Below are 25,165 nucleotides of genomic sequence, written 5' to 3'. Positions count from 1 at the left end.
CGGCGGGGTTTTCTTTTGCCTGCGATTTATGTTTTTGCCGTTCAGCCCTGAACATCCAGTACCGTCGGGCTCGTCATCCGCCCGGCCGGGCTGTTTATCACGTCTTCCAGCAGGTTGCGCAGCAACTCCAGTGTCGCTTGCTGACGTTGAACGTCGCGACAGACCAATCCTACTTTCAGGGGAACCCGCGGCTCACTCAAGGGTTTCCACAAGAGTGCCTTGTTTCCGTGTTCCTGCTGTGAGCGGCCGGGTAGGACAGTGGCCAGTCTGGTGTGGGGCAAACTGTCGAGGATCCCCGCCATGTTGTTCAGTTCCGCCTGTACTTGCGGGCGGCGTCCGAGATTGGCCAGTTGTCCCTGCCAGATCTGCCGGACCTGAAACTCTTCCCCCAGCAACAGCATCGGCAACTCCGCTGCCTGACTCATGGAGACTTTCTTGAATTCACGCAACGGATGATCGGCAGGGATGACCAGGGTCAGTTCATCTTCATACAGCAAAACGCCATGCAGCCCGGGTTGGCGCGGCGGCAGATAGCTGATACCGATGTCGAGTGAGCCATTGAGCAATCGACGTTCGATTTCCAGCCCCGTGAGTTCGTAGATCTGTACCACCAGGTGCGGTTGCGCCTTGCGCACACGCTCCAGCATTTTGGGCACCAGGCTGGTGTGAACGGTTTGCAGCACACCGATGGCCAAGGTGCGCAATGCCTGGCCCTTGAAGTTGCCCAAGGCCTCGCGCGCACGCTGCAGACCGTCGAGCAAGGGCAGGGCGTGATTGTACAAGGTATGCGCGGCCAGGGTGGGCAGAAGGCGTTTACTGCTGCGTTCGAACAGGCCCACGTCGAGGTTCTGTTCCAGTTGGCGGATCTGCTGCGACAGCGCCGGCTGGGAGATCGACAGGCGTTCGGCAGCCCGTCCGACATGGCCTTCTTCATACACCGCGACGAAATAACGCAGTTGCTTAAAATCCATAAGTAATTCTTATCGAAAAAGCTGGAAAATCGAAATGGCTCAGCGCCTGACAGAAGCCTAGTCTAACCGCATTCACAAGGCTTACAGGGCCAGAAAGCGCGATGAATACCGTTTACGTTGATGGTGTTTACATAGGCAAGGCAAAAAATCTCGGACAGGGTTTGATCTGCGATACCGACAAACAGCGGATTGCCAATCGACTCTGGTTGTGGCCGCAAGGCCTGGGCAGCGATGAACACGGCGATCCGCGTTTTCATACTGGCCCCGAACGCGCCCTGCATCATTACCCGTCCGAACACTACGCTTACTGGCGTAAACGTTATCCACAGATCGACTGGAACGCGCCGGCCTTCGGTGAAAACCTTTCAACCCGTGGCCTGACTGAAGAGCAGGTATGCCTCGGCGATATGTTTCGCTGGGGCGGTGCGTTGTTGCAGGTCAGCCAGCCGCGCTCGCCGTGTTATCGGTTGAGCCACCGCTGGGGTGTGCCGATCTTGCCGCAACTGGCGCAGGATACAGGGCGCTGCGGCTGGTTCTACCGCGTTCTCAAACCCGGTTTCGTTAGCGCCGATCAGCCGTTCGAGCTGATCCAGCGCAGCTACCCCGGCCTGACTGTGGCCTGGGCGTTGCGCTGTTTTTATCAAGAGCCGCTTGAGCATGCCGGTTTGAAAAAACTCGTCGACTGCCCGGCGCTGTCTTCGCGCTGGCGTGATATTGCACTCAAACGCTTGCGCACCGGGCGAGTCGAGGATTGGTCTTCGCGTCTGCTGGGTTCGCCGCTTGAGGGAATGCGCGCATGAACCTGTTCAACCTGCGTCGCCAACAGCTGAGCCTGGATGATCTGGTGGTGGAGCATTTTCGGCCTTCCAGGCACGACAACCTTTCCCGCGAGTGCCTGATGCCCAGTGTCGAGCGACCCCGGCAAGTTTTCGTTCGTGGCCAGGGTTCCTGGCTCTGGGACAGTGATGATCGCGCGTATCTGGATTTCACCCAAGGTGGCGCGGCCAACAGCCTCGGTCACAGCCCATCGGTGCTGATCAAAGCCATCTGCGCTCAAGCGCAAACGCTGATCAATCCGGGTTCGGGTCTGCTTAACCGTGGCCAACTCAATCTGGCTGAACGGTTGTGCGCCAGTACCGGCAGCGACAAGGTTTACCTGCTCAACAGTGGCAGTGAAGCGTGCGAAGCAGCGATCAAGCTGGCGCGCAAATGGGGGCAACTGCATCGTGGCGGTGCTTCGCGAATTATCACCGCGAGTGGTAGCTGCCATGGTCACGGCTTTGCGGCCGTGTCCGCGTCGGACTGTCAGAACAATCGCTTTGAGCCGCAGCTTCCGGGTTTCAGCCACGTTCCGTTCAATGATTTACCTGCGTTACATGCGGCGGTAGATGCACAAACCGTAGCTATCCTGCTTGAGCCGATCCAAAGCGCCGCCGGGGTGGTTCCGGCGACCGAGCATTACCTCAAAGGTGTCGAGCGCCTATGCCGTGAGTTGGGGATTTTGCTGATACTCGACGAAGTGCAAACCGGGATTGGCCGTTGCGGCAGTCTGCTCGCCGAACAGTTTTACGGCGTACGCGCCGACATTGTTGTGCTGGGCAAAGGGCTGGGCGGCGGGGTGCCAGTGGCGGCGCTTCTGGCGCGCGGTAAAGCCTGCTGCCTCGAGTCGGGCGAGCTGGATGGCACCCATCATGGCAACGCATTGATGGCCTCGGCGGCGCTGGCGGTTCTGGACAGCGTGCTGGATCACGGCTTCCTCGAGCACGTTCGGGAAAGCGCTCAACACCTGCGCGAAGGCTTGAGCCGATTGGCCAACCGTTACGGGCACGGTGAACTGCGTGGCCAAGGGCTGCTCTGGGGGCTGACACTGAGTGACGATTCGGCTGACGCCGTGGTGAATGCGGCGCTGTACGAAGGTTTGCTGTTGAGCGCCCCGAAACCCGATTGCCTGCGGTTTACGCCGGCGCTGACAGTCAGCAAGACCAATATCGACGAAATGCTCCTGCGCCTGGCCCGAGCTTTTTCCCGGGTGCGCACGGCCCAACTTCAATGTCGCAAAGGCATCGCGGTCTGAACAGACCAGCACTTCTCTAATTCCCTAACCGTCTCGCGGTATAACGCGTCGCCCCATGCCTGATTCTTTTGGCATGGGGCGTTTTTTTTTCACGCGTTCTTCTGCTCCATCACCGCGCGATAAAACAGCCATTCCTGCTCCAGTACATGGGCCTGATTATTTGCCTTGCGAAAACCGTGGCGCTCCTCAGGGTAGTAATGGGCCTGGGCGGGAATGCCCTTGGCCTGCAGGGCCGTGACCATATCGCGGGTCTGTTGTGGCACCACCACAGCGTCAAGTTCGCCTTGAAAGAAGATCACTGGCACGTGGATCTCACTCGCGTGCAGCAGCGGTGTGCGGGCTACGTAGCGCTCGGCATCCTGCTGCGGATCGCCGATCAGCCAGTCCAGATAGTCACCTTCGAATTTGTGGGTGGTGCGGCCCAGGGCCGCCGGGTCGCTGACGCCGTACAAACTGGCGCCCGCGCTGAAGACGTCCCGAAATGCCAGCGCGCAGAGTGTGGTGTAACCGCCAGCACTGCCACCACGAATGAACGCGTGATCGCCGTCGATCAAACCTTGCCCGGCGAGGTAGGCGACCACGGCGCAGGCGTCTTCGACATCCACTTCGCCCCAGCTCAGGTGCAGCGCCTGCCGATAGGCGCGACCGTAACCGCTACTGCCGCGATAGTTAAGGTCGGCGACCGCGAAGCCGCGTTGCGCCCAGTACTGGATTCGCGGATCGAGTATCGGGTAGCACGCCGACGTTGGCCCGCCATGAATGAACACCAGCAACGGTGGTTTGGCGACATCGGTCATGGCTGGATAAAAGAAACCATGGGCCTCGCCGGCACCGCTTGGGTAGCGCAGTGTCTGCGGCTGGCTGATGTGCTCGGCGGGCAGAGGGGCCACTCCGCCCGCCAACACCCGGACTTGATGGCTTTTACGGTTGATGGCAATCACCGCAGAAGGACTGACTGGCGAAGCCGCGATGCAGTAAACAGATTCCTGGTCCAGCGCCAGATTTCGGAAGCGACTGTAGTCACCGGTGAAATCCTCGGTGGAATCGCCAGAGCGCAGCCCCAAGCGTCCAAACCCTCCCACGGTCCAGCTCGCCAGGTAACTCTTTTCACCAAGCGGCAACCAGGTGCAACCACCAAGCTGCCACGGCGCCGGCGCATGATCGGCGTCGCTGCTGGGCAGCGGCTGCAAGCCTGATCCGGTTTCGACCCACGGCTGCCAGAATCCGGCGCGATCAGTCAGGCAATACAGGCGGCCGGCATCATCGAAGCGAGGCTGTTGTAATGACTCTTCAGAGGTGTCACCGGCCACACAATGCGGCTTGCAGAAAGCTCCGTTGGTGTCACGTTCGGCGACCATCAAGCGTGTCGCGGTCCAGGGTTGATGCGGCCGGCTCCATTCGATCCAGGCCAACCGCCCGGCATCCGGACTCAGGGTCGGCGCCGAGTAAAAGTCTGCGCCTTCGGCCAACAGCTGACGTTTGCCGTCTGCCGGATCAATGGCCACCAGGCGATGCTGATTGCCTTGTTCTTCGACGGCGAGTACCTGCCCGCCGGCAAATTGCAGATCGCCGTAACGGCATTCACCCACGGTCAGCGCCTGTGGTATTTCACCGGCCAACGATTGCCGATACAACTGCTGATCCGTCTCGTTGACGAAGACCACGCCGTCATCGCTCAGGCAAAAGGATCCGCCACCGTATTCATAAACCCGACTGCGCGCACTGAACCCCGGCGGGGTCAGGCAATGGGCGGTGTTGTCGCGCCACTGCCAGATTCGGCAGGCGCCATCTTCGGGGCGGTACTCATTCCAGAACACACCCTGAGCGCCGACGCGCAAGTCAGTGAAATCGACACCGGCCGCTACGGCTTTGAGGGCGCTGACAGGTTCAACCTTTAACGATGAGACGTGAGTTTCGTTCATTGCGAAATGCCAACTGTTCGATGGTCTGGGTGGCGTGTTCGGCTTCTTCGCGGGCCTTGAGGATCACGCCGTGATGTTCCGACTTGCTGCACACCGGGTCGGCATTGCTCGCGTCACCCGTGAGCATGAAGGCCTGGCAACGGCAGCCGCCGAAGTCCTTTTCTTTCTCGTCACAGGAGCGGCACGGCTCGGGCATCCAGTTGTAACCGCGGAAGCGGTTGAAGCCGAACGAGTCGTACCAGATGTGCTGCATGCTGTGATCGCGCACGTTCGGGAATTGCACCGGCATCTGTCGTGCACCGTGGCACGGCAGGGCGGTGCCGTCTGGGGTCACGGTCAGGAAAATGCTGCCCCAACCGTTCATGCAGGCTTTGGGGCGCTCTTCGTAGTAGTCCGGGGTGACGAAGATCAGCTTGCACGGGTTACCTTCGGCTTCGAGTTTGGTGCGATATTCGTTGGTGATGCGCTCGGCGCGCACCAGCTGTTCCCTGGTCGGCAGCAAACCGACGCGGTTGAGCTGGGCCCAGCCGTAGAACTGGCAGGTGGCGAGCTCGACGAAGTCGGCTTCCAGGGCAATGCACAGCTCAATGATGCGGTCGATCTTGTCGATATTGTGTCGATGGGTGACGAAGTTCAGCACCATCGGGTAGCCGTGGGCTTTCACCGCACGGGCCATCTCGAGCTTCTGCGCGAAGGCTTTTTTCGAACCCGCCAGAAGGTTGTTCACCTGTTCATCGCTGGCCTGGAAACTGATCTGGATGTGATCGAGACCGGCCTTCTTGAAGTCGCTGATTTTCTGCTCGGTGAGGCCAATCCCCGAGGTGATCAGGTTGGTGTAGAAGCCCAGTTTTCGAGCCTCGGCGATCAGCTCTGCGAGGTCCTGGCGTACGAGCGGTTCGCCGCCAGAGAAGCCCAACTGCGCCGCGCCCATTTCCCGCGCCTCGCGAAACACCTTGAGCCACTGCTCGGTGCTGAGCTCTTTGCCTTGCTCGGCGAAGTCCAGTGGGTTCGAGCAGTAGGGGCATTGCAGTGGGCAGCGGTAGGTCAACTCGGCGAGCAGCCATAGCGGCAGGCCGATCTCGGGTTTGGGCGGCAATGGCAGGGCCGCTGATTCAGGCAAGCTCGATCCAGTGCTCTGCACGGGCGACCTCCATGAATTGCTCGATGTCGTCACCGAGCTCGGGTACGCCCGGAAACTTCGCGTCCAGTTCGGCAATGATCGCCGCGACGTCACGCTCACCGTCGATCAGGCCACCAATCAGCGCGGCGCTTTCGTTGAGTTTGATCATGCCTTCCGGGTACAGCAGCACATGGCCTTTTTGCGCCGGTTCGTACTGGAAGCGGTAGCCGGGACGCCAGCTCGGGGTCTTGCTGCGGTCGAAACTCATAAGGCGATCCCTTTATGCCAGACCCGTTGCTCGGTCACGCTGTGATAAGGCGGGCGGTTCAGTTCATAAGCCATGCTCATGGCATCAAGCATGCTCCAAAGGATGTCCAGTTTGAACTGGAGAATTTCCAGCATGCGTTGCTGGCCTTCATACGTGGTGTAGTGCTGCAGGGTGATCGCCAGACCGTGCTCGACATCGCGCCGCGCCTGGCCCAGCCGGGTGCGGAAATACTCATAACCGGCCGGATCGATCCACGGGTAATGCTGCGGCCAGCTGTCCAGACGTGACTGGTGGATTTGCGGGGCGAACAGTTCGGTCAGTGAGCTGCTGGCGGCTTCCTGCCAGCTGGCCCGGCGGGCGAAGTTGACGTAGGCATCCACCGCGAAACGCACGCCGGGCAACACCAGCTCCTGGGAACGCAGTTGCTCCGGGTCCAGGCCAACGGCTTGGCCGAGGCGTAGCCAGGCTTCGATGCCGCCGTCTTCACCAGGCGCGCCGTCGTGGTCGAGCAGGCGCTGAATCCACTCGCGACGGATCTCACGGTCCGGGCAGTTGGCCAGAATCGCAGCGTCCTTGAGCGGGATGTTCACCTGATAGTAGAAGCGGTTGGCGACCCAGCCCTGGATCTGCTCGCGAGTCGCCCGGCCTTCGTACATCGCCACGTGATAGGGATGATGGATGTGGTAGTAGGCGCCCTTCGCCCGAAGCGCCTGTTCGAACTCGGCGGGGGAGAGTGGTGTGTCAGTCATTTCGGTTCTCCGGGGAATAACCGTTGGAATTCTGCGTTGTCTGGTCTGGCGTCTTCGCGAGCAAATCCGCTCCCACAGGATAGCGCTGTCTCATATGGAGGCGGGCTTGCTCGCGAAGGGGCCATTTCTTACAACTCGATACTCATGCCGTCGTAGGCCACTTCAACATTGCGTCGAACCAACTCGGCGCGCTCGGCCGAGTCCTCATCAAGGATCGGGTTGGTGTTGTTGATGTGGATAAGTACTTTGCGCTGCTGTGGCAGTTGCTCCAACACTTCGAGCATGCCGCCGGGGCCGTTCTGTGCCAGGTGACCCATCTCCCGGCCAGTGCGGGTGCCGACGCCGCGGCGCTGCATTTCATCGTCGTCCCACAGCGTGCCGTCCACCAGCAGGCAATCGCTGCCCGCCATGATCTCCAGCAACGGCGCATCGACCTTGCCCAGCCCTGGCGCGTAGAACAACTTGCCGCCGGTACGCAGGTCTTCGACGATCAACCCGATGTTGTCGCCCGGGTGTGGGTCGAAGCGATGTGGCGAGTAGGGCGGTGCGGCGCTACGCAGCGGCAGCGGGGTAAAGCGCAGGTTCGGGCAGGCCGGGACGGTGAAGCTCTGGTCGAGCTCGATGCGGTTCCAGTTCAACCCGCCGTTCCAGTGGGTAAGCATGGTGAACAGCGGGAAGCCGGTGCTGAGGTCTTCATGGACCATGTCAGTGCACCAGACCTGATGCGGGCAGCCTTCGCGCAGGCTCAGCAGGCCGGTGGTGTGGTCGATCTGGCTGTCCATCAGGATGATTGCGCTGATGCCGGTGTCACGCAGGGCGCGGCCTGGTTGCATCGGGGCGAAGTTCTGGAGTTGCGCGCGAATGTCCGGCGAGGCGTTGCACAGGACCCAGTTCACGCCGTCATCGGAAATCGCAATAGACGACTGGGTGCGCGCCTCGGCCCGCAGGCTACCGTCGCGAAAACCTGCGCAGTTAACGCAGTTGCAGTTCCACTGCGGAAAACCACCGCCGGCGGCGGAACCTAGAATCTGGACAAACATGGTCGCTCCATCACTTCAACGCTAAAAATAAAAACGCCCCGGACGGGCCGAGGCGTTGTACCGCATGTTCTACCCAAGGGCAGTATCAACGGCTGGCGAAGTACATGGTGACTTCAAAGCCGATACGCAGGTCGGTGTAAGCAGGTTTGGACCAAGTCATAAAAACGTTCCTTCAGGCTCGTAAGAAAAATTCACTCTATACCTATAGCCCACCTCCTGCAGGAGATGTTCAAAGGCTTGCCGGGCTATGTTACTGAAACGGTTCCGCAAATTGGAGACATCTCTTGAAGAAAGCCCATTACAGCCCCGGTAATGATCGGACTGTCGGTTGCCAGGTGCCATTCGGGCAGGCATCGGTGGCCAAGCATCGGCGGCCACCTGCTGCATGTATCAAGCGCCTTGCCGCGTCGAGCAAAGCTGCGCGATCCAGCAGCAAAACGGCCTGTTGCAATTGCGGCAGGTAATCCGACGAATGGCCGCCCAGTTTGCCCTGCCACAGCAGTTCAAAGGCCTGGGCAAGTGGCATGGCGTTGCCGTCGAGTTGTTCGGCCAGGGTCTGGCGTTGATTGATCAAGGACGCTTCATCGAGCGTCGAGATGAGTTCGGGCAGTTGCTTCAGGAAGGCTTCGATGTGTTCGAGGATCTCTTTCACCGACGCGCTCGGCGATTGCACGCCGAACAGCAGTCCGGTCTGTCCATTGATCTGACGGACACCACTGAACACTGCGTAGCCCAATTGCAGTTCGACCCGCAGGCGTTGATAGAACGGCGTTTGGCAGAGTTGCGCGAGCAGGCGCCACGCGGCTTCGTCGGCCAGCTCCTGAGTGGGCGTCGGGCAAAACAGCAAGAGCGCATTTTCGTTGGTGTTACTCGGTACTTTGCTCCAGAGGTGTTGGCCGGCAATGGAGACGGGCACGGTCAACTCGCTGTCGGGAATACCAGGCATGCGACTCAAGGCGCGGGTGATCGCTGTTTGAACGGTTGCCGGCAGACCTGCGGCCAATCCATCCCAACGTGCAGTGGCCCAGATTTTCTGTAGGTCATCAGCACTGGCCGGCTGCGATGTCGGCTGCGAGTCTTGTTCCAGGCAATGTGTCGGCAACACCTTAAGCAACTGCCGGATCGCAATCAGCGGCGCTGGCGATTCGGTATTGAGCCAGGCAGCGGCGACGGGTTTCGTCAGACACAGCAGCGCCTGTTCGAGAATTGCCTGCATCGGCTCATGCCGTCCGCTCATTTTCAGCAACCATTGATTGCCCGTTTCGCTGAAGGACAGATCGACGCCTGCCTGACAGGCATCATTGCACAGGCCTTGCAGGCTGTGGACCAGTGTCGGCTGCAGATTGGCTGGCGGTGCGGAGTCGAGACGCCAACGCAGGCAAATCGCCGCTTCGCCATTATCGTCGGCGAAAGCTTGGCTGAACTGCATCGGCGAGCGCTCACGGCGACCGCGAGTGCGATCCTGGGCAAACGTGCGCAAGCCGCGATGGGCGCTGGTTTGTCCACGGATCAAACCGGCGGGTGCTGGCGCCTCGGCCGAGCGCAGGAACGGATTGGAGGGTGGCAGTTGCCAGGCGACATCCAGGTTATCCACAGGTGTCGGGTTCATTTGCTGCAATAGGGACTCAAGGGCAATGACACCCGACTCCGACAATCCCAGCTCCAAATTCTCACTGTCCAGTCGGGCAAGTGCCAAGGCGTTGCCGGTTTGAAGCTTGCGCTGTTGCAGCAGGGCATATTCTTCGCGCAGTTCGGATCCGTCGGCAGCGTCGGCGAAGAAGTTTAACCAATCACCCAGCAGCTCACGGATTATACCGGCCTGCGTTGCGGCACTGGCCGTCAGGTTGAACTCGACCTGCAGCAGCGCTTGCCCGGCGAATTGGTACAGCGGCGTTGCCTTCAGGCTGTCGATCAGTTGGCGATGGCGTAACTCGGCGAAGACGCCTCTCGGTTTCGACGCGTTCAGCCAGGTGCAGAGAAAATCCAGCGCTTCACGGGATGCGTTCGGCAAGGCTTCGAATGCAAACAGCAGGTTGAGTCGGCGTTCGTCAGCCTGTTGATAACTGTTATTTGCGGTTGCCATCAACGCGGGCGGGGCGCTTTGCGGTTGCTGTTTACCGACGGCGAAGTTGGTGCTCAAGCGCTCGGCCAGGCTACGCAACTCATCCACAGACTGCGGACCGGCAAGGCTCAGAGTTATTTGACCGGTCTGGTAGAAACGCTGATAGAACGCGCTTAAGGCCTGTTGAAACTCGGGCTGCTGTACCGCCAGGCTGTCGCGATTGCCAGCATGGAAACCACGCAATGGATGATCTGGCGCAAGCCCGTCAAACAATGCGAGGTGTCGCTGCGCCTCAGCATCTTGAGACCAGGCAATGAATTCGGCTTCCAGTACTTCCCGTTCACGCAACTGATCGTCCGGATTCAGACGCGGGTGGGCGAGCATGTCGCACAAACGCTCAAGCCCTCCGGCGAAGGCCTGGGGCGGTAATTCGAAGAAGAAGTCGGTGGTGCGTTCGCGGGTGCTGGCGTTAAGTTGCCCGCCATGACGTTGCACGTAGGCCATCAAGCCATCGTCAGCAGGAAAGCGTTCGGTGCCGAGAAAGAACAAGTGTTCAAGAAAGTGCGCCAGCCCAGGCCAGGCCAGTGGCGCATCGTGGCTGCCGGCGGCAACCCGTAAAACAGCGGCGCAGCGTTTCAAACCGGGCGCATGACGAAGTGAAACCTGCAGGCCGTTGGCCAGGGTTTCGGCATGAGGGTGAAGGTGGGTCGGCGCAGGCATGAGCACTTCCGCTACTTGAGAAGTGCTCATGCTAGCGAAAACATGGGATCAGTGCTTGTTCAGGTCGCCGTAGAGGTCTGGCCGACGATCGAGAAAGTAGCGATTGACGGCGCGAGAGTTGAGCATCAACTGCCGATCCAGCGTACCAACGATCAGCGCTTCATCCAGGCCGGCCTGGGCGATGCGACTGCCATCCGGCGCAGCGATGCTGCTTTGACCGCAGTAGTGAATTTCACCCTCGTGCCCACAGTAATTGGCGTACGCCACGTAACACTGGTTCTCGAAGGCCCGCGAGCGCACGGTGACATCGGCGATGAAGTCGTAGGGAGTCATGTTCGCCGTCGGCACCAGAATCAGCTCGGCACCGGCCAGCGCCAGGCGCCGGGCGTTTTCCGGAAACTCCAGGTCGTAGCAGATCAAAAAGCCCAGCTTCCAGCCATTGAGTTCCACCAATGGAAACTCATCCGGCCCAGCGCTGAACATCGAATGATCGAGCTCGCCGAATAAGTGAGTCTTGCGGTAGTTGGCCAGGCGCTGGCCTCGGCTGTCGATCAGTTGCACGGCGTTGTAGATCTGCCCGTCCTCGGCGCGCTCCGGGTAGCCATACACAATGGCGATACCGGAGGCCTTGGCGATGCTCGCAATGTACTGCGCTGAGGCGCCGTCTTGCGCCTCGGCCAATGCGCCAACCGCTTCGGCGCCGATGTTGTAGCCGGTCAGGAACATCTCCGGGAACACTAGCAGATCGGCGCCTTTGGCCTCTGCCGTGAGCTTTTGCAGGCGTTGCAGATTGCCGGCAACGTCGAGCGGCAGCGGCGGGCATTGGTAGAGAGCTACGCGCATTTCGGAGTCCTCTTACTCGGGCAGGGCAATCGGGCCGATTTCATGAAACACATCGCCCGGGCCAGGGTTTTCGGCGTGGGTTTCACCACCGAAGTGATTCATGATGCCCCATACCGCGTTGAGCGAAGTCTGTACGGCGCCTTCGACCCAGGCCGGTGTCCACGAAACATCGTCGCCAGCGATAAAAATCCCACGCTGTTCGGCGGGCATGTCTTGTTGCATGAAGTGTGCATACATCCGCTGGTTGTAGCGATAGTGGCCGGGCAGGGCGCCTTTGAATGCACCGAGGAAATGCGGGTCGGCTTCCCAGGACACAGTAATCGGGTCGCCGATGATGCGCGCAGCGATGTCGACTTTTGGATAGATCTTCTTCAGTGCATCCAATGCCAGCTTCACGCGTTTTTCGATCGGTTGCGGAAGCATTTTCAGCGCATCGCTCATCCACGAATACGACAGGCAAATCACGCCTGGCTTGTCGTCGCCGTTATCGAAGAGGTAGGTGCCACGGGTCAGGCGATCGGTGAGGGTCATGCTCATCAGGTCGCGACCGGTTTCCGGGTCTTTGTCTTTCCAGAATGGCCGGTCGACCATCACGAAGGTTTTCGACGATTGCATGTAGCGAGTGCGGTCCAGGGCCATCCACATTTTTTGCGAGAACAGCGACTCTTCGCACTCGATCTGAGTGGTCAGCAACCAGCTCTGGCAAGTGGTCAGCACAGCGGCGTATTCGCGGGTGTCACCCCAGTTGTCGGTCACGCTGAAACGGCCGTCGGCGGCGCGCGCGATGCGTTTGACTCCGGTGCGCGGTGCACCGTTGTGCAGCGAACTCAGGCTGGTGCCTGCCGGCCAGTGAGCACAGCGCTCCGGCACATGGCGCCAGATGCCCAACGGCACCTGCTCTACACCGCCGACCACCAGGTGTTGGTGATCGTCGCAGTTGGTCATGACTACGCGGAAGATTTCCAGCATCGAGTTCGGGAAGTCCGAGTCCCAACCGCCGGTGCCGAAGCCGACCTGGCCGAACACTTCGCGGTGATGGAACGACAGCTTGGCGAAGGCTTTGGAGGTGGCGACGAAGTCGTAGAAGGTCCGGTCATCCCACAGCGGAACGAGGGTATTCCACAGCTCTTTGAGGCGCGGCACATCGCGATCGCGGATCGCTTGCTGGATCTCGCCAAAGCGTGAGCCGTCTTCCAGTGCATCCGCCCAGGCGTCAGCCACTTCCTGGAACAGTGCAGGAAGGTCGGCGAGTTTCTGTGCGTAATGGGTCTGGCCTTCCAGGTCGATGACGGTGCTGCCGGAGGCAGGGGTCAGCGGGTTGGGGAAAGGCTTGGTCTCAAGACCGAGTTTGTCGACGTAGTGATAGAACGCAGTGGACGACACCGGGAAGCGCATGCCGCCCAACTCGGCGATGATCCCTTCAGCGCCTTCGAAGGCCTGGGAGCGCAAGCGGCCGCCCATTTTCGAGGCTTCATAGACGACCGGCTTGAGGCCCAGTTTCATCAGCTCATAAGCGGCCACCAGCCCCGCGATACCTGCGCCGACAATCGCCACTTCCGCGCCGTGGTTATGCACAGGAATACTGCCTAAGCCAGCCGGGTGCTCGATCCAGTCGTCAAAGGCGAATGGAAAGTCCGGGCCGAAAATGGTGACTGGTTTTTTACCGTCTGCAGGATGGCGATTGTTCTTGTTCATGGCTGACCTTACTGGCGACTCGCACTCGGTGCTGAGTATAGGAAAAGACTGTCGCCATTCTAGGGAGCGTAGAGCACGTTAATAAGACGCAATGTGTCGTCATTCTGCATATTGTTTGTGCAATATGACGAGCTGATCGATCAAACTGGCTGGCCGCGGTCAATCTTGCTGCTGAGGATGATCGACGTGGTGGTTTTTTCTACGCCGTCGACACTGCCGATCTGGTCGAGCAACTGGTCGAGTTGTTCCGGTGAATCGGTACGCAGCCAGGCCACGTAATCGAATTCGCCGCTGACCGCACACAACTGCTGAACCTGCGCCATGGCGCTGAGCCGACGCAGCACTTCCTTGCCGGAGCGCGGTTGCACGGTGATCCCGACATAAGCCTGCAAACCGCCATCGACCACTCGCTGCCCGAGTCGCACGCCGTAGCCGGTAATGACCCGGGCCTTTTCCAGCCGCGCCAGGCGTGACGTTACCGTAGTGCGCGCAATCCCCAATTGCCGGGCGAGCATGGCCACGCTTTCACGGGCATTGATCTGCAAGGCCGCGATCAGTTGGCGGTCGATTTCGTCGAGGACGGGACGGCGGGTATCAGGCAAGGTCATCTCCGGCGGCACATATCGGTGGGCGAGCATGTTACCGACTGGTGAGCCGTAAAGGGCTGTGCGGTGGATCGGTTTACACGCGAAACGCCTGCATGATGCAGGTCATTTGACCAAGGCCCTGACCTCTTGAATTTTTATATTGGGTATCACGCTGTCGGGGATTCGAGAGTTGCCAGAGAGGTTGTAGACCGAGAAGTTCTTGTTCATGACCTTTTTCGACATCAACTTCAATGACGGAAGAATTCGGGTGTGGAAATGTTGATCGAGTTCACACGGGGATATGCGGCTGTCAGCCGTTTCATAGAACCGACCACTGGATTGTTGCAAGTCAACCCCGACCAGGATCACCTTGGTGAAACCGGCATGGTAGGCAAGTTGTAGAGCAAGATAAGCCACGGTGCGGGAATCGAAAAAGCCATCGCTGAGATTTTTGCTAAACCCGATACTCTTTCTTCGGTGGCCGAAAATAGAACGACTGCGCACGAGGTCGTTGTTCTTTTTGAAGATCGAATCGACCCAGGATTGTTTAGCTGCCGGCTTTAGAGCGTATAGCTTGCCATGAGGTCGAATGCTGTTTCGCCGGATGTACTCCTCCCACAAGGCGACTCGCTGGCTAATCTGCATCGCGTGCGAAAATAATTCGGGCTGCTGAGTCGGGAAGCTCATGTCCGTACAAACGTAGAAAAACGGCTGGATCGCGGTACCCTCGAAAAGTGCGACCGCCCCGTTCATTGTGATCATCGGAACATGAGCGAACTCTTCAATGGGAAAGTCTTTGGCGGAACTGCCGGAGGCAATAATGAAAACAGTTCCTGTTTCGATGTTGTGACACTCATTGAACCCGTTCACATGACTAAGTTTGTTATCGATCATGAAATATTTTTCGCTTGCGTTCATCAGGTGTCCGTTGGTCATGCCAATGGCATCGATTGTTTATTCTTGTCGGTGGTTGGAGTCGATACCGAATTTCAAGATATCTGATAGCACGTCATTCGTCATGGGGCTTCGATGTGGCCTGATGAGCGTTCGATATCGAATGTGGGTCAGGAAAGGGTCTCGAATACCAAGCCCGACAGGCTCGTGCGACGTGGGTTTTCTATCGAACCGACCGATGACCTGCTACTTGCTCCAAGGCGCGCGAACTCAAAAATGCACAAGACATTGCGCTGGGTATGCATGGGGTCATGCAAGCATGAACTGTAGACGTTTTTTTCGCCAAATGCATGGCGTAAATGCCATGGGCTTGGCGTACCGGACTTCTCGCGGGTACAAAAAAGCCGCGCAATGCGCGGCTTTTGAGTTTGGTGGGCCCACACGGACTTGAACCGTGGACCAAAGGATTATGAGTCCTCTGCTCTAACCAACTGAGCTATAGGCCCTCAGTAGGCCGCGGATTATAGCGACGGTTTCTCGGCTGTGCTATCCGAAAAGTCTGAAACTGCGATACGAAGAAAGGTTGCGGCGAATTCGTTGGCGGGCAGAGGCAGGCTGACGATGTAGCCCTGGATCTGTTCGCAACCCTCGGCAGCCAGGAATTGCTGCTGCGCGTGAGTTTCAACGCCTTCGGCTATGATCGTGAATTGCATGCTGCGGCCCAGGGCAATGATTGCGCGGACGATGGCGGCATCGTGTGGGTCGTCCGGCAGTCCGCGGACAAAGGACTGGTCAATTTTCAGGAAATCCAGCGGCAAGCGTTTGAGGTAGCTCAACGAGGAATAACCGGTGCCGAAGTCGTCGATGGCCAACTGCACGCCCAGACGTTTGAGTTGATGCAGGACTTCAAGTGCCTCTTCGGCCTGGCTCATGATGAAGTTTTCGGTGATTTCCAGTTGCAGGAAGCCCGGTTTGAGGCGGTTGTCCTTGAGCAGCTGTTCGATGCGGACCAGCAGGTTCGGCTGGCGTAGTTGCGCCCCGGCCAGGTTGACTGATAGTGGGCCGAAACCTTCATAACGCTGGTTCCACTCGTGCATCTGCAGGCAGGCCTGTTCCAGTACCCAGTCACCGATTTGCAGGATCATGCCGTTTTCTTCGGCCAGCGGGATGAAGTGCTCGGGCGGCACATCGCCGAAAGCTGGATGCCGCCAGCGGATCAGGGCTTCGGCGCCTACCAGGCGCGGATGGTTGAGACTCACTTTGGGTTGATAGAACAGCGTCAGCTCATTGCGCTCGATAGCGCGGCGCAGTTCATGTTCCAGTGCCACGCGTTCGCTGGCCTGTGCGGTCAGGTCGCGGGTATAGCTTTCAACCCTGTTGCGACCTTTGGCTTTGGAGCGGTACATCGCGGCATCGGCGTTTTTGACCAGCGTGGCGACGTCGCTGCCGTCATTGGGGTAGAGGCTGGTACCAATGCTGGCGCTGATGAAGAACTCATGCTCGCCAGCTTGGAAGGGCGCTGTGAAGCAGTTCAGCAGCTTGTTGGCAATATGGTCGGCGTCGCTGGCTTGCTGCAGGCCCGGCAGCAGGATGATGAACTCGTCACCGCCCAGCCGCGCCACGGTATCGATGTCCCGAAGTTGCTCTTTGAGCCGCACTGCGATGCCTTTGAGCAGCAGGTCGCCAACCGGATGACCCAGACTGTCGTTGATGTGCTTGAAGCGATCGAGGTCCAGAAACAGTACGGCGCCCTGACCACCGTTTTCTTGCTGGTTGTTGAGTGCGGTCAGCAGCCGGCTTTCAAACAGCGTCCGGTTCGGCAGCCCTGTCAATGGGTCGTGGTGGGCCTGATAGTCGAGTTTGGCTTGGGCGTGCTTGAGGCTGGAGATGTCGGCAAATACCGCGACGAAGTGAGTGATGAACCGGTCTTTATTGCGTACCGCGCTGATTGTCAGCCAACTGGGGTACAGCTCGCCATTCTTGCGGCGGTTGGAAATTTCGCCTTGCCAATGCCCTTCGGCGGTCAGTTGATGCCACATTGCCGCGTAAAAGGCGCTGTCATGCAGGCCTGAAGCGAGCAGCCTTGGCGTATGGCCCAGGGCTTCGGTTTCGCTGTAGCCAGTGATCTCGGTAAACGCGCGGTTGACGGCACTGATGTGCTGTTGGGTGTCGGTGATCAATACACCTTCAGCGGTGCTCTCGAATACCGTGGCGGCCTGTTGCAGTTTTTCCTGCATCAGATGCCGCTCGGTGATATCCCGGACGATGGTCAGCATGCAATCGTCATCGCCAATCGGCAGTGGCCGGCTGGACATCTCGCAGAGACGGATCTGTCCATCATTGCGGCGTATGTGGCAACTGAAGTCACGCACGAAGCCGTCGCGTTTCAACAGGTTGAGCATCTGCTTGCGTTCATTCAGGTTGACCCAGATGCCGAGGTCGAAGGTCGAGCGGTCCAGCGACATTGAACTGTTGAAGCCGGTGATGCGGCTGAAGCCTTCGTTGACCTCGATCAGCAGGCCGTCGTTCACGCGTGACAGCAACAAGCCGTCAGGGGACGCATGGAAGGCTTTGGCAAATTTCTCTTCAGAGGTTTGCAGCTGTTGTTGGGTTTCCTTGAGCTGGCTGATGTCACGCACTACCACGACCAGTGCCGGAGTGGTGTCGAGTTCGAAGGGTTCGGCGGAGATCAGGCCGGTGAACACCTGGCCATTGCTACGACGAAAGGGCATCTCCAGATTGCGAATACTGCCGGCTTGCAAGCGCTGCAAGAGCCCGGGGCCGACACCGGCGATGCCCCATATGTTCAGCTCCGTGGCGGTCCGTCCGATCACTTCTTCAGCAGTGAGGCCGATTTGCTCTTCGAACGCCTTGTTGACCTCCAGCAGGCAACCGTCGGACAGGCGTGCAATGACCAGAATGTCCGGGCATTGCTGGAATACCGAGGCAAACTTCTGCTCGGAGAGGCGCAAGGCTTCTTCGGTTCTTTTGGCTTCGCTGATGTCGATCATCAGCCCGCGCAGTATCGGCTCATGGCAGTGCTCTATCAGGCTGACGATGTCGCGTACCCAGAGGCAGCGTCCGTCGGCAGTGATCACCCGGTAATCGAGGCTGTAATCGCGTCCGGCAAGCACTTCGTGATCACAAAATGCCTGGGCGCGCGTGAGGTCGGCGGGGTGGATGATGTTGCGCCAGAAGCCCGGAATCAGCCAATGGGACAAGGGGTAACCGAGCAGGCCTTCGGCATGGGGAGACACGTAGCTGTACGTAAAATCGCTGATTCGCGCTTCCCAGGCTATCGCCGAAAGGCTCTCCACCAGGCCGCGGTAATGGTATTCGCTGGTGCGCAGCTCCTGTTCCAGGGCTACCCGGCGGGAAATTTCCGAGCTCAAGCGGCGATTGATGCGGATCACCACGGCCAGAACGGTGACCAGCAGCAGTACGCCGGGCAAACCGTACATCAGCAGGTCGGACCAGAAGGTGCGGTGGTCGAGGACATTCCCGACCCAATGCTCCTGGATGGCGCTGATTTCACCGGGGCTCATGTCCGCCAGTACTTTATCCAGAATGCCGACCAGCATTTTGTCGTCTCGCGGTACGCCCATCGCCAATTGGTAGCGATACGGCGTTTCGCCGCTGACGTAGAGCCCGTCGAGTTTGAGTTGGCGAAGGCTCCAGACGCTTGAGGCCAGATCGCCGACTACCGCGTCGACCTCGTCGGTGGCCAGCGCCTGCAAGGTCGAGCTGACATTGGGCATGGGGACCAGATTGAGGTCAGGATGGTGGGTGCGCAGCAGTTCATGGGGGGCGTAGTTTTCCACGACGGCAACTTTCAGGCCGTAAAGGTCTTCCAGTTTGTGCGGCTGCGCGCCTTTCACGTGGGCCAGGATGACGATCGGAAAGTCCAGATAGGGCCGCGTGAACGCGAGGTAACTCTGCCGTTCGGGCGTCGACATGACGCCGGGCAAGAGGTCCAGCTTGCCCTGTTTTGCCTGTTTCAGGACTTCGGTCCAGCTCACAGGCTCAATGGGTGTGACCTTGATTGCCAGGCGATCACGCACGATGTTGATGTAGTCAGCGGCAAGGCCTTGGTATCGGCCTTGTTCATCGCGAAATTCAAACGGTGGCCAGGAAGCGTCGACACCCAGGCGCAGTTCCGGGTGAGCCGCAAGCCAAACACGTTCTTCGTCGCTCAGAGTCAGCGCGCCAGCCGTTGTGGTCCAGGTCATCAGCAATAGCAAAAGCACGGCCGGCAGTCTGGGCATAACGGTCTCGTTATGGCTTGGGGGGGAATGTTTCGAGTGTAGACGGGCTAGGCGGCGGGAGCGAAGCGAAGGGGATTTAATCTACAGAAAGCAAAACCCCCGGCAGGGCCGGGGGTTTTGTGATCACTCGTCGAGGAAGGAGCGCAAATGCTCGCTTCTCGTCGGGTGGCGCAGCTTGCGTAGCGCCTTGGCTTCGATCTGACGAATCCGCTCACGGGTAACGTCGAACTGTTTACCAACCTCCTCGAGGGTGTGGTCGGTATTCATGTCGATACCGAAGCGCATGCGCAGAACCTTGGCTTCACGGGCAGTGAGGCCGGAGAGAACTTCGCGAGTCGCTTCTTTAAGGCTCTCAACGGTAGCAACATCGATTGGCGACTGCATGGTCGAGTCTTCGATGAAGTCGCCCAGATGGGAGTCTTCGTCATCACCGATCGGGGTTTCCATGGAGATCGGCTCTTTAGCGATCTTCAATACCTTGCGGATCTTGTCCTCAGGCATTTCCATGCGTTCGCCCAGCTCTTCCGGGGTCGGTTCGCGACCCATTTCCTGCAGCATCTGACGGGAAATGCGGTTGAGCTTGTTGATCGTCTCGATCATGTGCACCGGAATACGGATGGTGCGGGCCTGGTCGGCGATCGAGCGAGTGATCGCCTGACGGATCCACCAGGTGGCATAAGTCGAGAATTTGTAGCCGCGGCGGTATTCGAACTTGTCTACCGCTTTCATCAAACCGATGTTGCCTTCCTGGATCAGATCGAGGAATTGCAGGCCGCGGTTGGTGTACTTCTTGGCGATCGAGATCACCAGACGCAAGTTGGCTTCGACCATCTCTTTCTTCGCGCGGCGGGCTTTGGCCTCACCGATCGACATACGACGGTTGATGTCCTTGATCTCGGCAATCTTCAAGCCGGTTTCGGCTTCAAGTGCAGTCAGCTTCTGCTGGCAGCGAACGATGTCGGCCTGCAGGCGACCAATGGCTTCAGCGTATTTGCTTTTGCCTTTGGCCAGTGCTTCGGTCCAGCTTTCGTCAACTTCATTGCCCGGGAACTGGCGCAGGAAGTCGGCACGCGGCATGCGTGCATCACGAACGCAAAGCTGCATGATCGCGCGCTCTTGCTGACGCAGGCGATCCAGGGCGCTACGCACACGCTCAACCAGGCCTTCGAATTGCTTCGGAACCAGTTTGATCGGCATGAACAGTTCAGCCAGCGCCAACATCTCGGCAATGGCCTGCTTGTTTTCACGACCGTGCTTTTTCAGCGCCTTGCGGGTGATTTCCATCTGATCGGCCACAGCGCCAAAACGCTGTGCTGCGATGACCGGATCCGGACCGCTTTCGGCTTCTTCTTCGTCGTCACTGGCTTCAGCATCGTCGTCATCGGCATCGTCGTCCGCTTTCACGGCTTTCGGGTCGACAGGCGGCGGCACTTCTGCAGCAGGCGGCGCAATGCCGTCGTCCGGGTCGATATAACCGCTCAGGACGTCGGACAGGCGGCCACCTTCGGTGGTGACGCGAGTGTATTCGGAGAGAATGTGGTCAACCGTGCCAGGGAAGTGCGCAATTGCGCCCATCACTTCACGGATGCCCTCTTCAATACGTTTGGCGATTTCGATTTCGCCTTCACGTGTGAGGAGCTCTACGGTACCCATTTCGCGCATATACATGCGCACCGGGTCGGTAGTGCGACCAATGTCGGTCTCAACCGCTGCCAACGCTGCCGCCGCTTCTTCTGCGGCTGCTTCGTCGGTATCGGCGTCGGCCAGCATAAGGGAATCCTTATCTGGCGCAACCTCGAATACGTTGATCCCCATGTCATTGATCATGCGGATGATGTCTTCCACCTGTTCCGGATCTGAAATATCCTCCGGCAGGTGGTCGTTGACCTCCGCGTAAGTCAGGTAACCCTGCTCACGACCAAGGGTGATCAACTCTTTGATACGAGACTGCTGTTGCGCTTTTCCGGACATAACACCCTATCCACTGAAGGTCTTGGCGGGCAAAAAACAAGCCGAGGATTATACCTTAGCTATGACCTCACGCGCCACTTGAGGTCGGGTTTGATGCGGAAACATTCCGTTTTAGTAGGTCGCGCATCTGATTTGCTATTTGATTCGCTTCCTCGGCAGTCAATCCTGGTTGCCGTGCTTTCTTGATGAGGTCGTCGAGGGTCTGCGTGTGCTGACCCGCTGATAACCTAGTAATGGTGTCTAAAAACTGTTGTTCAAGGTTGTCACCTTCAATTAACCACTCCTTTTCCGCGAGTGCTTTAAGCAGGCGTCCTTGCTCGGTTCCATGCCAGCGGGCCATTAGCTGGATAGAGTTTAGCTTAGGATTTTTTTGCACAGCCTCGATCAGGGCTATTAGCAGTTGCGCATAAGTGTTGCTTTCATTTGCGAAGTGGTCGGCGGTCTCAACTTTGCCGGCCAGTTGCGGGTGATGGATTAGTGTGCGCAGCGCAATCAAGGTGGGGGCCTCGACAGCAATCGGGATGCGGGGTGGGCTCCGCTCATCGCGTTTGCCTTTTTTGTCCCAGGGTTTGTTATCCCACTTCTTGCCGCCGCTGCCCGGTTTTTTCGGCGTCCACTCCTGCGCAGGTGCATAGGCCTCTTGCGGTTGGTGGTAGTCGGAATAGTCCGGCATGGCGTCGTAATCGATGCCGGGGTCGTAGGCGGGGGGTGCATCCTGTGGTGCGCTGTGCACCAGCTGACTGACGGCCTCGCTGTTCAGGCCGGTAATTTCGGTCAGGCGCTGGCGCATCAGAGTGCGCAGGTTGGCCCCCGGGACTTTGTCGATCAGCGGCGAGGCGAGGGTGGCCATGTGGGCCTTGCCTTCGAGCGAGCGCGGATCGGACTCCTCGATCAACTGCTGAAAAAAATAGTCTGCCAATGGCTGGGCGTGTTGATTGATCCGCGCGCGAAAGGCGTCGGTGCCTTCGGAGCGGATCAGCGTGTCCGGGTCTTCGCCTTCGGGCAGGAACAGGAAGCGTGCACGCCGTCCGTCTTGCAGGCTCGAAAGCGTTGACTCCAGGGCGCGCCACGCGGCATTGCGGCCAGCCTGGTCGCCGTCGAAGCAGAACAGTACGTTGGGCACCACGCGAAACAGCCGTTTCAAGTGTTCTTCGCTGGTGGCGGTGCCGAGTGTGGCGACGGCATTGCGCAGGCCTTGCTGGGCCAGGGCGATGACGTCCATGTAGCCTTCGACGACGATGATCTCGTCGAGATTGCGGTTGTTCTTGCGTGCTTCATACAGGCCGTAGAGTTCCTGGCCTTTGTGAAATACCGGGGTTTCCGGTGAGTTCAGGTATTTCGGTTTGTCGTCGCCCAGTACTCGGCCGCCAAACGCGATGATGCGCCCGCGGCTGTCGCGAATCGGGAACATTACGCGGTCGCGAAAGCGATCATAGCGTTTGCCGGTTTCGGCGTTCTCGATCAGCAGGCCGGCGTCGATCATGGCTTTTTGTTGCAGGGTATCGCTGCTCAGATGCTTGAACAGGTTGTCCCAGCCTGGAGGTGCGAAGCCAAGGCCGAAATCGCGGGCGATCTCGCCGGTCAGGCCGCGACCCTTCAAGTAGTCGACAGCTGCTTTTCGCGCCGGATGGCTTTTCAGTGCCTGGCGGTAGAAATCAGCAGCGGCGGTCAGCAGTGGGTAGAGCGGCGAGTCGGTCGGTTGTCGTGGTTTATGCGGGCGACCGCTTTCCTCGCGGGGTATTTCCATGCCAGCGGCTTTGGCCAGTTCTTCGACAGCCTGGGGAAAATCCAGGTTGTCGTGGTCCATGATGAAGCCGAGGGCATTGCCACCAGCGCCGCAGCCAAAGCAGTAATAGAACTGTTTGTCCGGGCTGACGCTGAAGGAGGGGGTTTTTTCTTTGTGAAACGGGCAGCAGGCGGTGTAGTTCTTGCCGGCTTTTTTCATTTGCAGGCGCGAGCTGACCACATCGACGATGTCGGTGCGGTTCAGAAGGTCGTCAATAAAGCTCTGGGGAATTAGCCCGGCCATGGCGTTCTCGTCATCACTGCGCTGAAAATCTAACCCGCGCGAAAGGCGGCCTGATGCTGGTCATTATGTTGAGGCGCGGAGGATGTGCGGCTCGACCAGGTATCGTCTGCGTATTCGCTGTCGGGAAGTGTATCTGCCGAAAATCCGCTGGCGTTAGTGCTCATCGGTATTCGACTGTTTGAAAGTGTTGCGCTGAGTCCGCATTGGCCAAAGGGAGGCCTCGGATAGCTCAATAAGTGGGCACGCAAAATCGTGCCTTGGGCTGATCGTCGTGAGAGGAATCAGTAAAAGGTTGTGCTCGTCAGTAGCCTTGGAAGGCTCGTCAGAAGAGACGTGCACCGCTGGCAAAAGAGCCAGGTCTGACGTGTGAAGCAGGTTTGTCTTAGTCGCGTCTGCGGCTTTGACAGTGAAGCATCAAGCGATATCCGCAAATGCCATAAGCCCGGCTGAGGGCCGGGCTTGGCAGAAGCTTGCTACGAACGTCTGCGTATTAGTACAGACGAACGGCGCGGCGCTGTTCGCGCTGAACTTTCTTGGCGTGACGCTTAACAGCGGCTGCTGCTTTACGCTTACGCTCAGAAGTCGGCTTCTCGTAAAATTCGCGGCTACGAACTTCAGCCAGAACACCGGCTTTTTCGCAGGAGCGCTTGAAACGACGCAGAGCTACGTCGAAGGGTTCGTTCTCTTTAACTTTGACGGCTGGCATCCAGAGCTACCTTCATTCATTACCGGGGTCAACATCCTCGCGGCAAAAGTGCACTTGAAGACGTCGGTTTTTAAGGGTTGCGGATGTTAACCCCTCATCGCTCGGAATGCAAAGCCTCTGATCGAAAACCGCTGGTCGGGGCATCACGTGGCGACTATTATGCGCGCCTTCGAATTTAGCCTAAACAAGGCGCAAACCCATGCTAGTACTGGGATTAGAAACCTCCTGCGACGAAACCGGAGTCGCACTTTACGACAGTGAAAAAGGCCTGCTGGCCGATGCGCTGTTCAGCCAGATCGACCTGCATCGCGCCTATGGTGGCGTGGTGCCGGAACTGGCTTCGCGTGACCACGTCAAACGTATGCTGCCCTTGATTCGTCAGGTGTTGGCTGAAGCCGACTGCGTGCCGACCGAGATCGATGCCATCGCCTACACCGCGGGTCCTGGCCTGGTTGGAGCCCTGCTGGTGGGGGCTTCCTGCGCTCAGGCGCTGGCGTTTGCCTGGGGCATTCCAGCCTTGGGCGTGCACCACATGGAAGGCCACTTGCTGGCGCCGATGCTGGAGCCGCAACCGCCCGAATTTCCGTTCGTCGCTTTGTTGGTGTCCGGTGGTCATACCCAGCTGGTTCGAGTCGATGGCATCGGTCAATACGAGTTGTTGGGCGAGACGCTGGATGATGCTGCCGGTGAGGCGTTCGACAAGACGGCGAAGATGATGGGCCTCAATTACCCTGGTGGTCCGGAAATCGCACGATTGGCCGCGCAAGGCGTCGCCGGACGTTTCGTGTTCCCGCGTCCGATGTGTGATCGGCCGGGTCTGGACTTCAGTTTCAGCGGCTTGAAAACTTTTGCCTTGAACACGTGGCAGCAGTGCGTCAGCGCTGGGGACGACGGCGAGCAAACACGCAGCGACATCTCGCTGGCCTTCCAGCAGGCAGTGGTGGAGACTCTGACCATCAAGTGCAAGCGTGCCCTGAAGCAGGCGGGCCTCAAGCGTCTGGTGATCGCTGGCGGCGTCAGTGCAAACAAGGCTTTGCGTGCGTCCCTGGAGAAAATGCTTGGCGACATGAAGGGCGACGTTTACTACGCACGTCCGGAGTTCTGCACCGATAACGGCGCAATGATCGCTTTTGCCGGGTGTCAGCGGTTACAGGCCGGTCAGCAGGAAAGTCTGGCGATCAGCGTGCAGGCGCGTTGGCCGATGGAGCAGTTGTCGCCTGTGTAAAAACGGGTCAGCCAGGGTCGTACT

The 25,165-nt window shown here is 58.8% G+C and carries 19 protein-coding genes and 1 tRNA gene; 3 read left to right on the top strand and 17 right to left on the bottom strand.

The window, feature by feature from the left end:
* Window positions 1-41 precede the first annotated feature (41 nt).
* A complete protein-coding gene (locus tag BK658_RS04365; protein ID WP_103315894.1) occupies window positions 42-971 on the bottom strand; it encodes a LysR family transcriptional regulator in 930 nt (309 codons plus the stop codon).
* 101 nt (window positions 972-1,072) lie between these two features.
* On the opposite strand from BK658_RS04365, the gene BK658_RS04360 reads away from it, so the two are divergent.
* Together BK658_RS04360 and BK658_RS04355 are read left to right on the top strand one after the other, a co-directional pair.
* Complete coding sequence (locus tag BK658_RS04360; protein WP_123581213.1) at window positions 1,073-1,771, top strand: MOSC domain-containing protein; 699 nt, start codon at window positions 1,073-1,075, stop codon at window positions 1,769-1,771.
* Complete coding sequence (locus BK658_RS04355; RefSeq protein WP_123581212.1) at window positions 1,768-3,045, top strand: aspartate aminotransferase family protein; 1,278 nt, start codon at window positions 1,768-1,770, stop codon at window positions 3,043-3,045. Before BK658_RS04360 ends, BK658_RS04355 begins: the two co-directional genes overlap by 4 nt.
* A gap of 89 nt (window positions 3,046-3,134) precedes the next feature.
* Here BK658_RS04355 and BK658_RS04350 read toward each other — a convergent pair whose 3' ends face one another.
* From BK658_RS04350 to rpsU, 16 genes are all read right to left on the bottom strand, one after another.
* Window positions 3,135-4,967 carry an alpha/beta hydrolase family protein gene (locus tag BK658_RS04350; protein ID WP_123581211.1) on the bottom strand — a complete coding sequence of 611 codons (1,833 nt, stop codon included), beginning with the start codon at window positions 4,965-4,967 and terminating at the stop codon, window positions 3,135-3,137.
* Window positions 4,933-6,108 carry a pyrroloquinoline quinone biosynthesis protein PqqE gene (pqqE, locus tag BK658_RS04345; protein ID WP_123581210.1) on the bottom strand — a complete coding sequence of 392 codons (1,176 nt, stop codon included), beginning with the start codon at window positions 6,106-6,108 and terminating at the stop codon, window positions 4,933-4,935. Before pqqE ends, BK658_RS04350 begins: the two co-directional genes overlap by 35 nt.
* Window positions 6,080-6,355, bottom strand: coding sequence for a pyrroloquinoline quinone biosynthesis peptide chaperone PqqD (pqqD, locus tag BK658_RS04340; protein ID WP_123581209.1), 276 nt, complete (start codon window positions 6,353-6,355; stop codon window positions 6,080-6,082). Before pqqD ends, pqqE begins: the two co-directional genes overlap by 29 nt.
* Window positions 6,352-7,104, bottom strand: coding sequence for a pyrroloquinoline-quinone synthase PqqC (pqqC, locus tag BK658_RS04335; protein WP_123581208.1), 753 nt, complete (start codon window positions 7,102-7,104; stop codon window positions 6,352-6,354). The genes pqqD and pqqC overlap by 4 nt, the downstream gene beginning before the upstream one ends.
* Before the next feature lie 128 nt (window positions 7,105-7,232).
* The gene (pqqB, locus tag BK658_RS04330) at window positions 7,233-8,144 is read right to left on the bottom strand and encodes a pyrroloquinoline quinone biosynthesis protein PqqB (RefSeq protein ID WP_123581207.1); all 912 of its coding nucleotides are present in this window, start codon (window positions 8,142-8,144) and stop codon (window positions 7,233-7,235) included.
* 85 nt (window positions 8,145-8,229) lie between these two features.
* Window positions 8,230-8,304, bottom strand: coding sequence for a pyrroloquinoline quinone precursor peptide PqqA (gene pqqA, locus BK658_RS04325; RefSeq protein WP_003194766.1), 75 nt, complete (start codon window positions 8,302-8,304; stop codon window positions 8,230-8,232).
* Window positions 8,305-8,442: 138 nt separating this feature from the next.
* Window positions 8,443-10,926 carry a pyrroloquinoline quinone biosynthesis protein PqqF gene (gene pqqF, locus BK658_RS04320; RefSeq protein ID WP_123581206.1) on the bottom strand — a complete coding sequence of 828 codons (2,484 nt, stop codon included), beginning with the start codon at window positions 10,924-10,926 and terminating at the stop codon, window positions 8,443-8,445.
* A 48-nt stretch (window positions 10,927-10,974) separates the two neighbouring features.
* Window positions 10,975-11,769, bottom strand: a complete 795-nt coding sequence (locus BK658_RS04315) for a carbon-nitrogen hydrolase family protein (RefSeq protein WP_123581205.1) — start codon at window positions 11,767-11,769, stop codon at window positions 10,975-10,977.
* Window positions 11,770-11,781: 12 nt separating this feature from the next.
* A complete protein-coding gene (locus tag BK658_RS04310) occupies window positions 11,782-13,464 on the bottom strand; it encodes a flavin monoamine oxidase family protein (RefSeq protein ID WP_123581204.1) in 1,683 nt (560 codons plus the stop codon).
* A 140-nt stretch (window positions 13,465-13,604) separates the two neighbouring features.
* Window positions 13,605-14,066: an Lrp/AsnC family transcriptional regulator gene (locus BK658_RS04305; RefSeq protein WP_123581393.1), complete on the bottom strand. Its 462-nt coding sequence runs from the start codon at window positions 14,064-14,066 to the stop codon at window positions 13,605-13,607.
* A gap of 108 nt (window positions 14,067-14,174) precedes the next feature.
* The gene (locus BK658_RS04300; RefSeq protein ID WP_123581392.1) at window positions 14,175-14,969 is read right to left on the bottom strand and encodes a lipopolysaccharide biosynthesis protein; all 795 of its coding nucleotides are present in this window, start codon (window positions 14,967-14,969) and stop codon (window positions 14,175-14,177) included.
* A gap of 405 nt (window positions 14,970-15,374) precedes the next feature.
* A tRNA-Ile gene (locus tag BK658_RS04295) sits at window positions 15,375-15,451 on the bottom strand.
* A gap of 15 nt (window positions 15,452-15,466) precedes the next feature.
* Complete coding sequence (locus BK658_RS04290; protein WP_123581203.1) at window positions 15,467-19,210, bottom strand: EAL domain-containing protein; 3,744 nt, start codon at window positions 19,208-19,210, stop codon at window positions 15,467-15,469.
* A 123-nt stretch (window positions 19,211-19,333) separates the two neighbouring features.
* Window positions 19,334-21,181, bottom strand: a complete 1,848-nt coding sequence (rpoD, locus tag BK658_RS04285; protein ID WP_123581202.1) for an RNA polymerase sigma factor RpoD — start codon at window positions 21,179-21,181, stop codon at window positions 19,334-19,336.
* A gap of 67 nt (window positions 21,182-21,248) precedes the next feature.
* On the bottom strand, window positions 21,249-23,210 hold the full coding sequence (gene dnaG, locus BK658_RS04280; RefSeq protein ID WP_123581201.1) for a DNA primase: 1,962 nt from the start codon (window positions 23,208-23,210) through the stop codon (window positions 21,249-21,251).
* 490 nt (window positions 23,211-23,700) lie between these two features.
* Window positions 23,701-23,916 carry a 30S ribosomal protein S21 gene (gene rpsU / locus BK658_RS04275; RefSeq protein WP_002551877.1) on the bottom strand — a complete coding sequence of 72 codons (216 nt, stop codon included), beginning with the start codon at window positions 23,914-23,916 and terminating at the stop codon, window positions 23,701-23,703.
* A 199-nt stretch (window positions 23,917-24,115) separates the two neighbouring features.
* Between rpsU and tsaD the strand changes: the two genes are divergently transcribed.
* Complete coding sequence (tsaD, locus tag BK658_RS04270; RefSeq protein ID WP_123581200.1) at window positions 24,116-25,141, top strand: tRNA (adenosine(37)-N6)-threonylcarbamoyltransferase complex transferase subunit TsaD; 1,026 nt, start codon at window positions 24,116-24,118, stop codon at window positions 25,139-25,141.
* Window positions 25,142-25,165: the final 24 nt, after the last annotated feature.

Origin of the sequence: Pseudomonas brassicacearum (assembly GCF_003732175.1) — a bacterium.
Lineage (GTDB): Bacteria > Pseudomonadota > Gammaproteobacteria > Pseudomonadales > Pseudomonadaceae > Aquipseudomonas > Aquipseudomonas brassicacearum_G.
The sequence above is the reverse complement of the archived record's forward strand: the minus strand, read 5'-3'. Positions and strand labels throughout refer to the sequence as shown.

Bases quoted from the DNA above. Each gene is read 5' to 3' on its own strand.
- BK658_RS04350 (WP_123581211.1), bottom strand. From the start codon at position 4,967: ATGAACGAAACTCACGTCTCATCGTTAAAGGTTGAACCTGTCAGCGCC.
- pqqF (WP_123581206.1), bottom strand. From the start codon at position 10,926: ATGCCTGCGCCGACCCACCTTCACCCTCATGCCGAAACCCTGGCCAAC.
- rpsU (WP_002551877.1), bottom strand. From the start codon at position 23,916: ATGCCAGCCGTCAAAGTTAAAGAGAACGAACCCTTCGACGTAGCTCTG.
- BK658_RS04310 (WP_123581204.1), bottom strand. From the start codon at position 13,464: ATGAACAAGAACAATCGCCATCCTGCAGACGGTAAAAAACCAGTCACC.
- pqqB (WP_123581207.1), bottom strand. From the start codon at position 8,144: ATGTTTGTCCAGATTCTAGGTTCCGCCGCCGGCGGTGGTTTTCCGCAG.
- BK658_RS04300 (WP_123581392.1), bottom strand. From the start codon at position 14,969: ATGAACGCAAGCGAAAAATATTTCATGATCGATAACAAACTTAGTCAT.
- tsaD (WP_123581200.1), top strand. From the start codon at position 24,116: ATGCTAGTACTGGGATTAGAAACCTCCTGCGACGAAACCGGAGTCGCA.
- dnaG (WP_123581201.1), bottom strand. From the start codon at position 23,210: ATGGCCGGGCTAATTCCCCAGAGCTTTATTGACGACCTTCTGAACCGC.
- BK658_RS04365 (WP_103315894.1), bottom strand. From the start codon at position 971: ATGGATTTTAAGCAACTGCGTTATTTCGTCGCGGTGTATGAAGAAGGC.
- rpoD (WP_123581202.1), bottom strand. From the start codon at position 21,181: ATGTCCGGAAAAGCGCAACAGCAGTCTCGTATCAAAGAGTTGATCACC.
- BK658_RS04315 (WP_123581205.1), bottom strand. From the start codon at position 11,769: ATGCGCGTAGCTCTCTACCAATGCCCGCCGCTGCCGCTCGACGTTGCC.
- BK658_RS04290 (WP_123581203.1), bottom strand. From the start codon at position 19,210: ATGCCCAGACTGCCGGCCGTGCTTTTGCTATTGCTGATGACCTGGACC.
- BK658_RS04360 (WP_123581213.1), top strand. From the start codon at position 1,073: ATGAATACCGTTTACGTTGATGGTGTTTACATAGGCAAGGCAAAAAAT.
- BK658_RS04355 (WP_123581212.1), top strand. From the start codon at position 1,768: ATGAACCTGTTCAACCTGCGTCGCCAACAGCTGAGCCTGGATGATCTG.
- pqqC (WP_123581208.1), bottom strand. From the start codon at position 7,104: ATGACTGACACACCACTCTCCCCCGCCGAGTTCGAACAGGCGCTTCGG.
- pqqD (WP_123581209.1), bottom strand. From the start codon at position 6,355: ATGAGTTTCGACCGCAGCAAGACCCCGAGCTGGCGTCCCGGCTACCGC.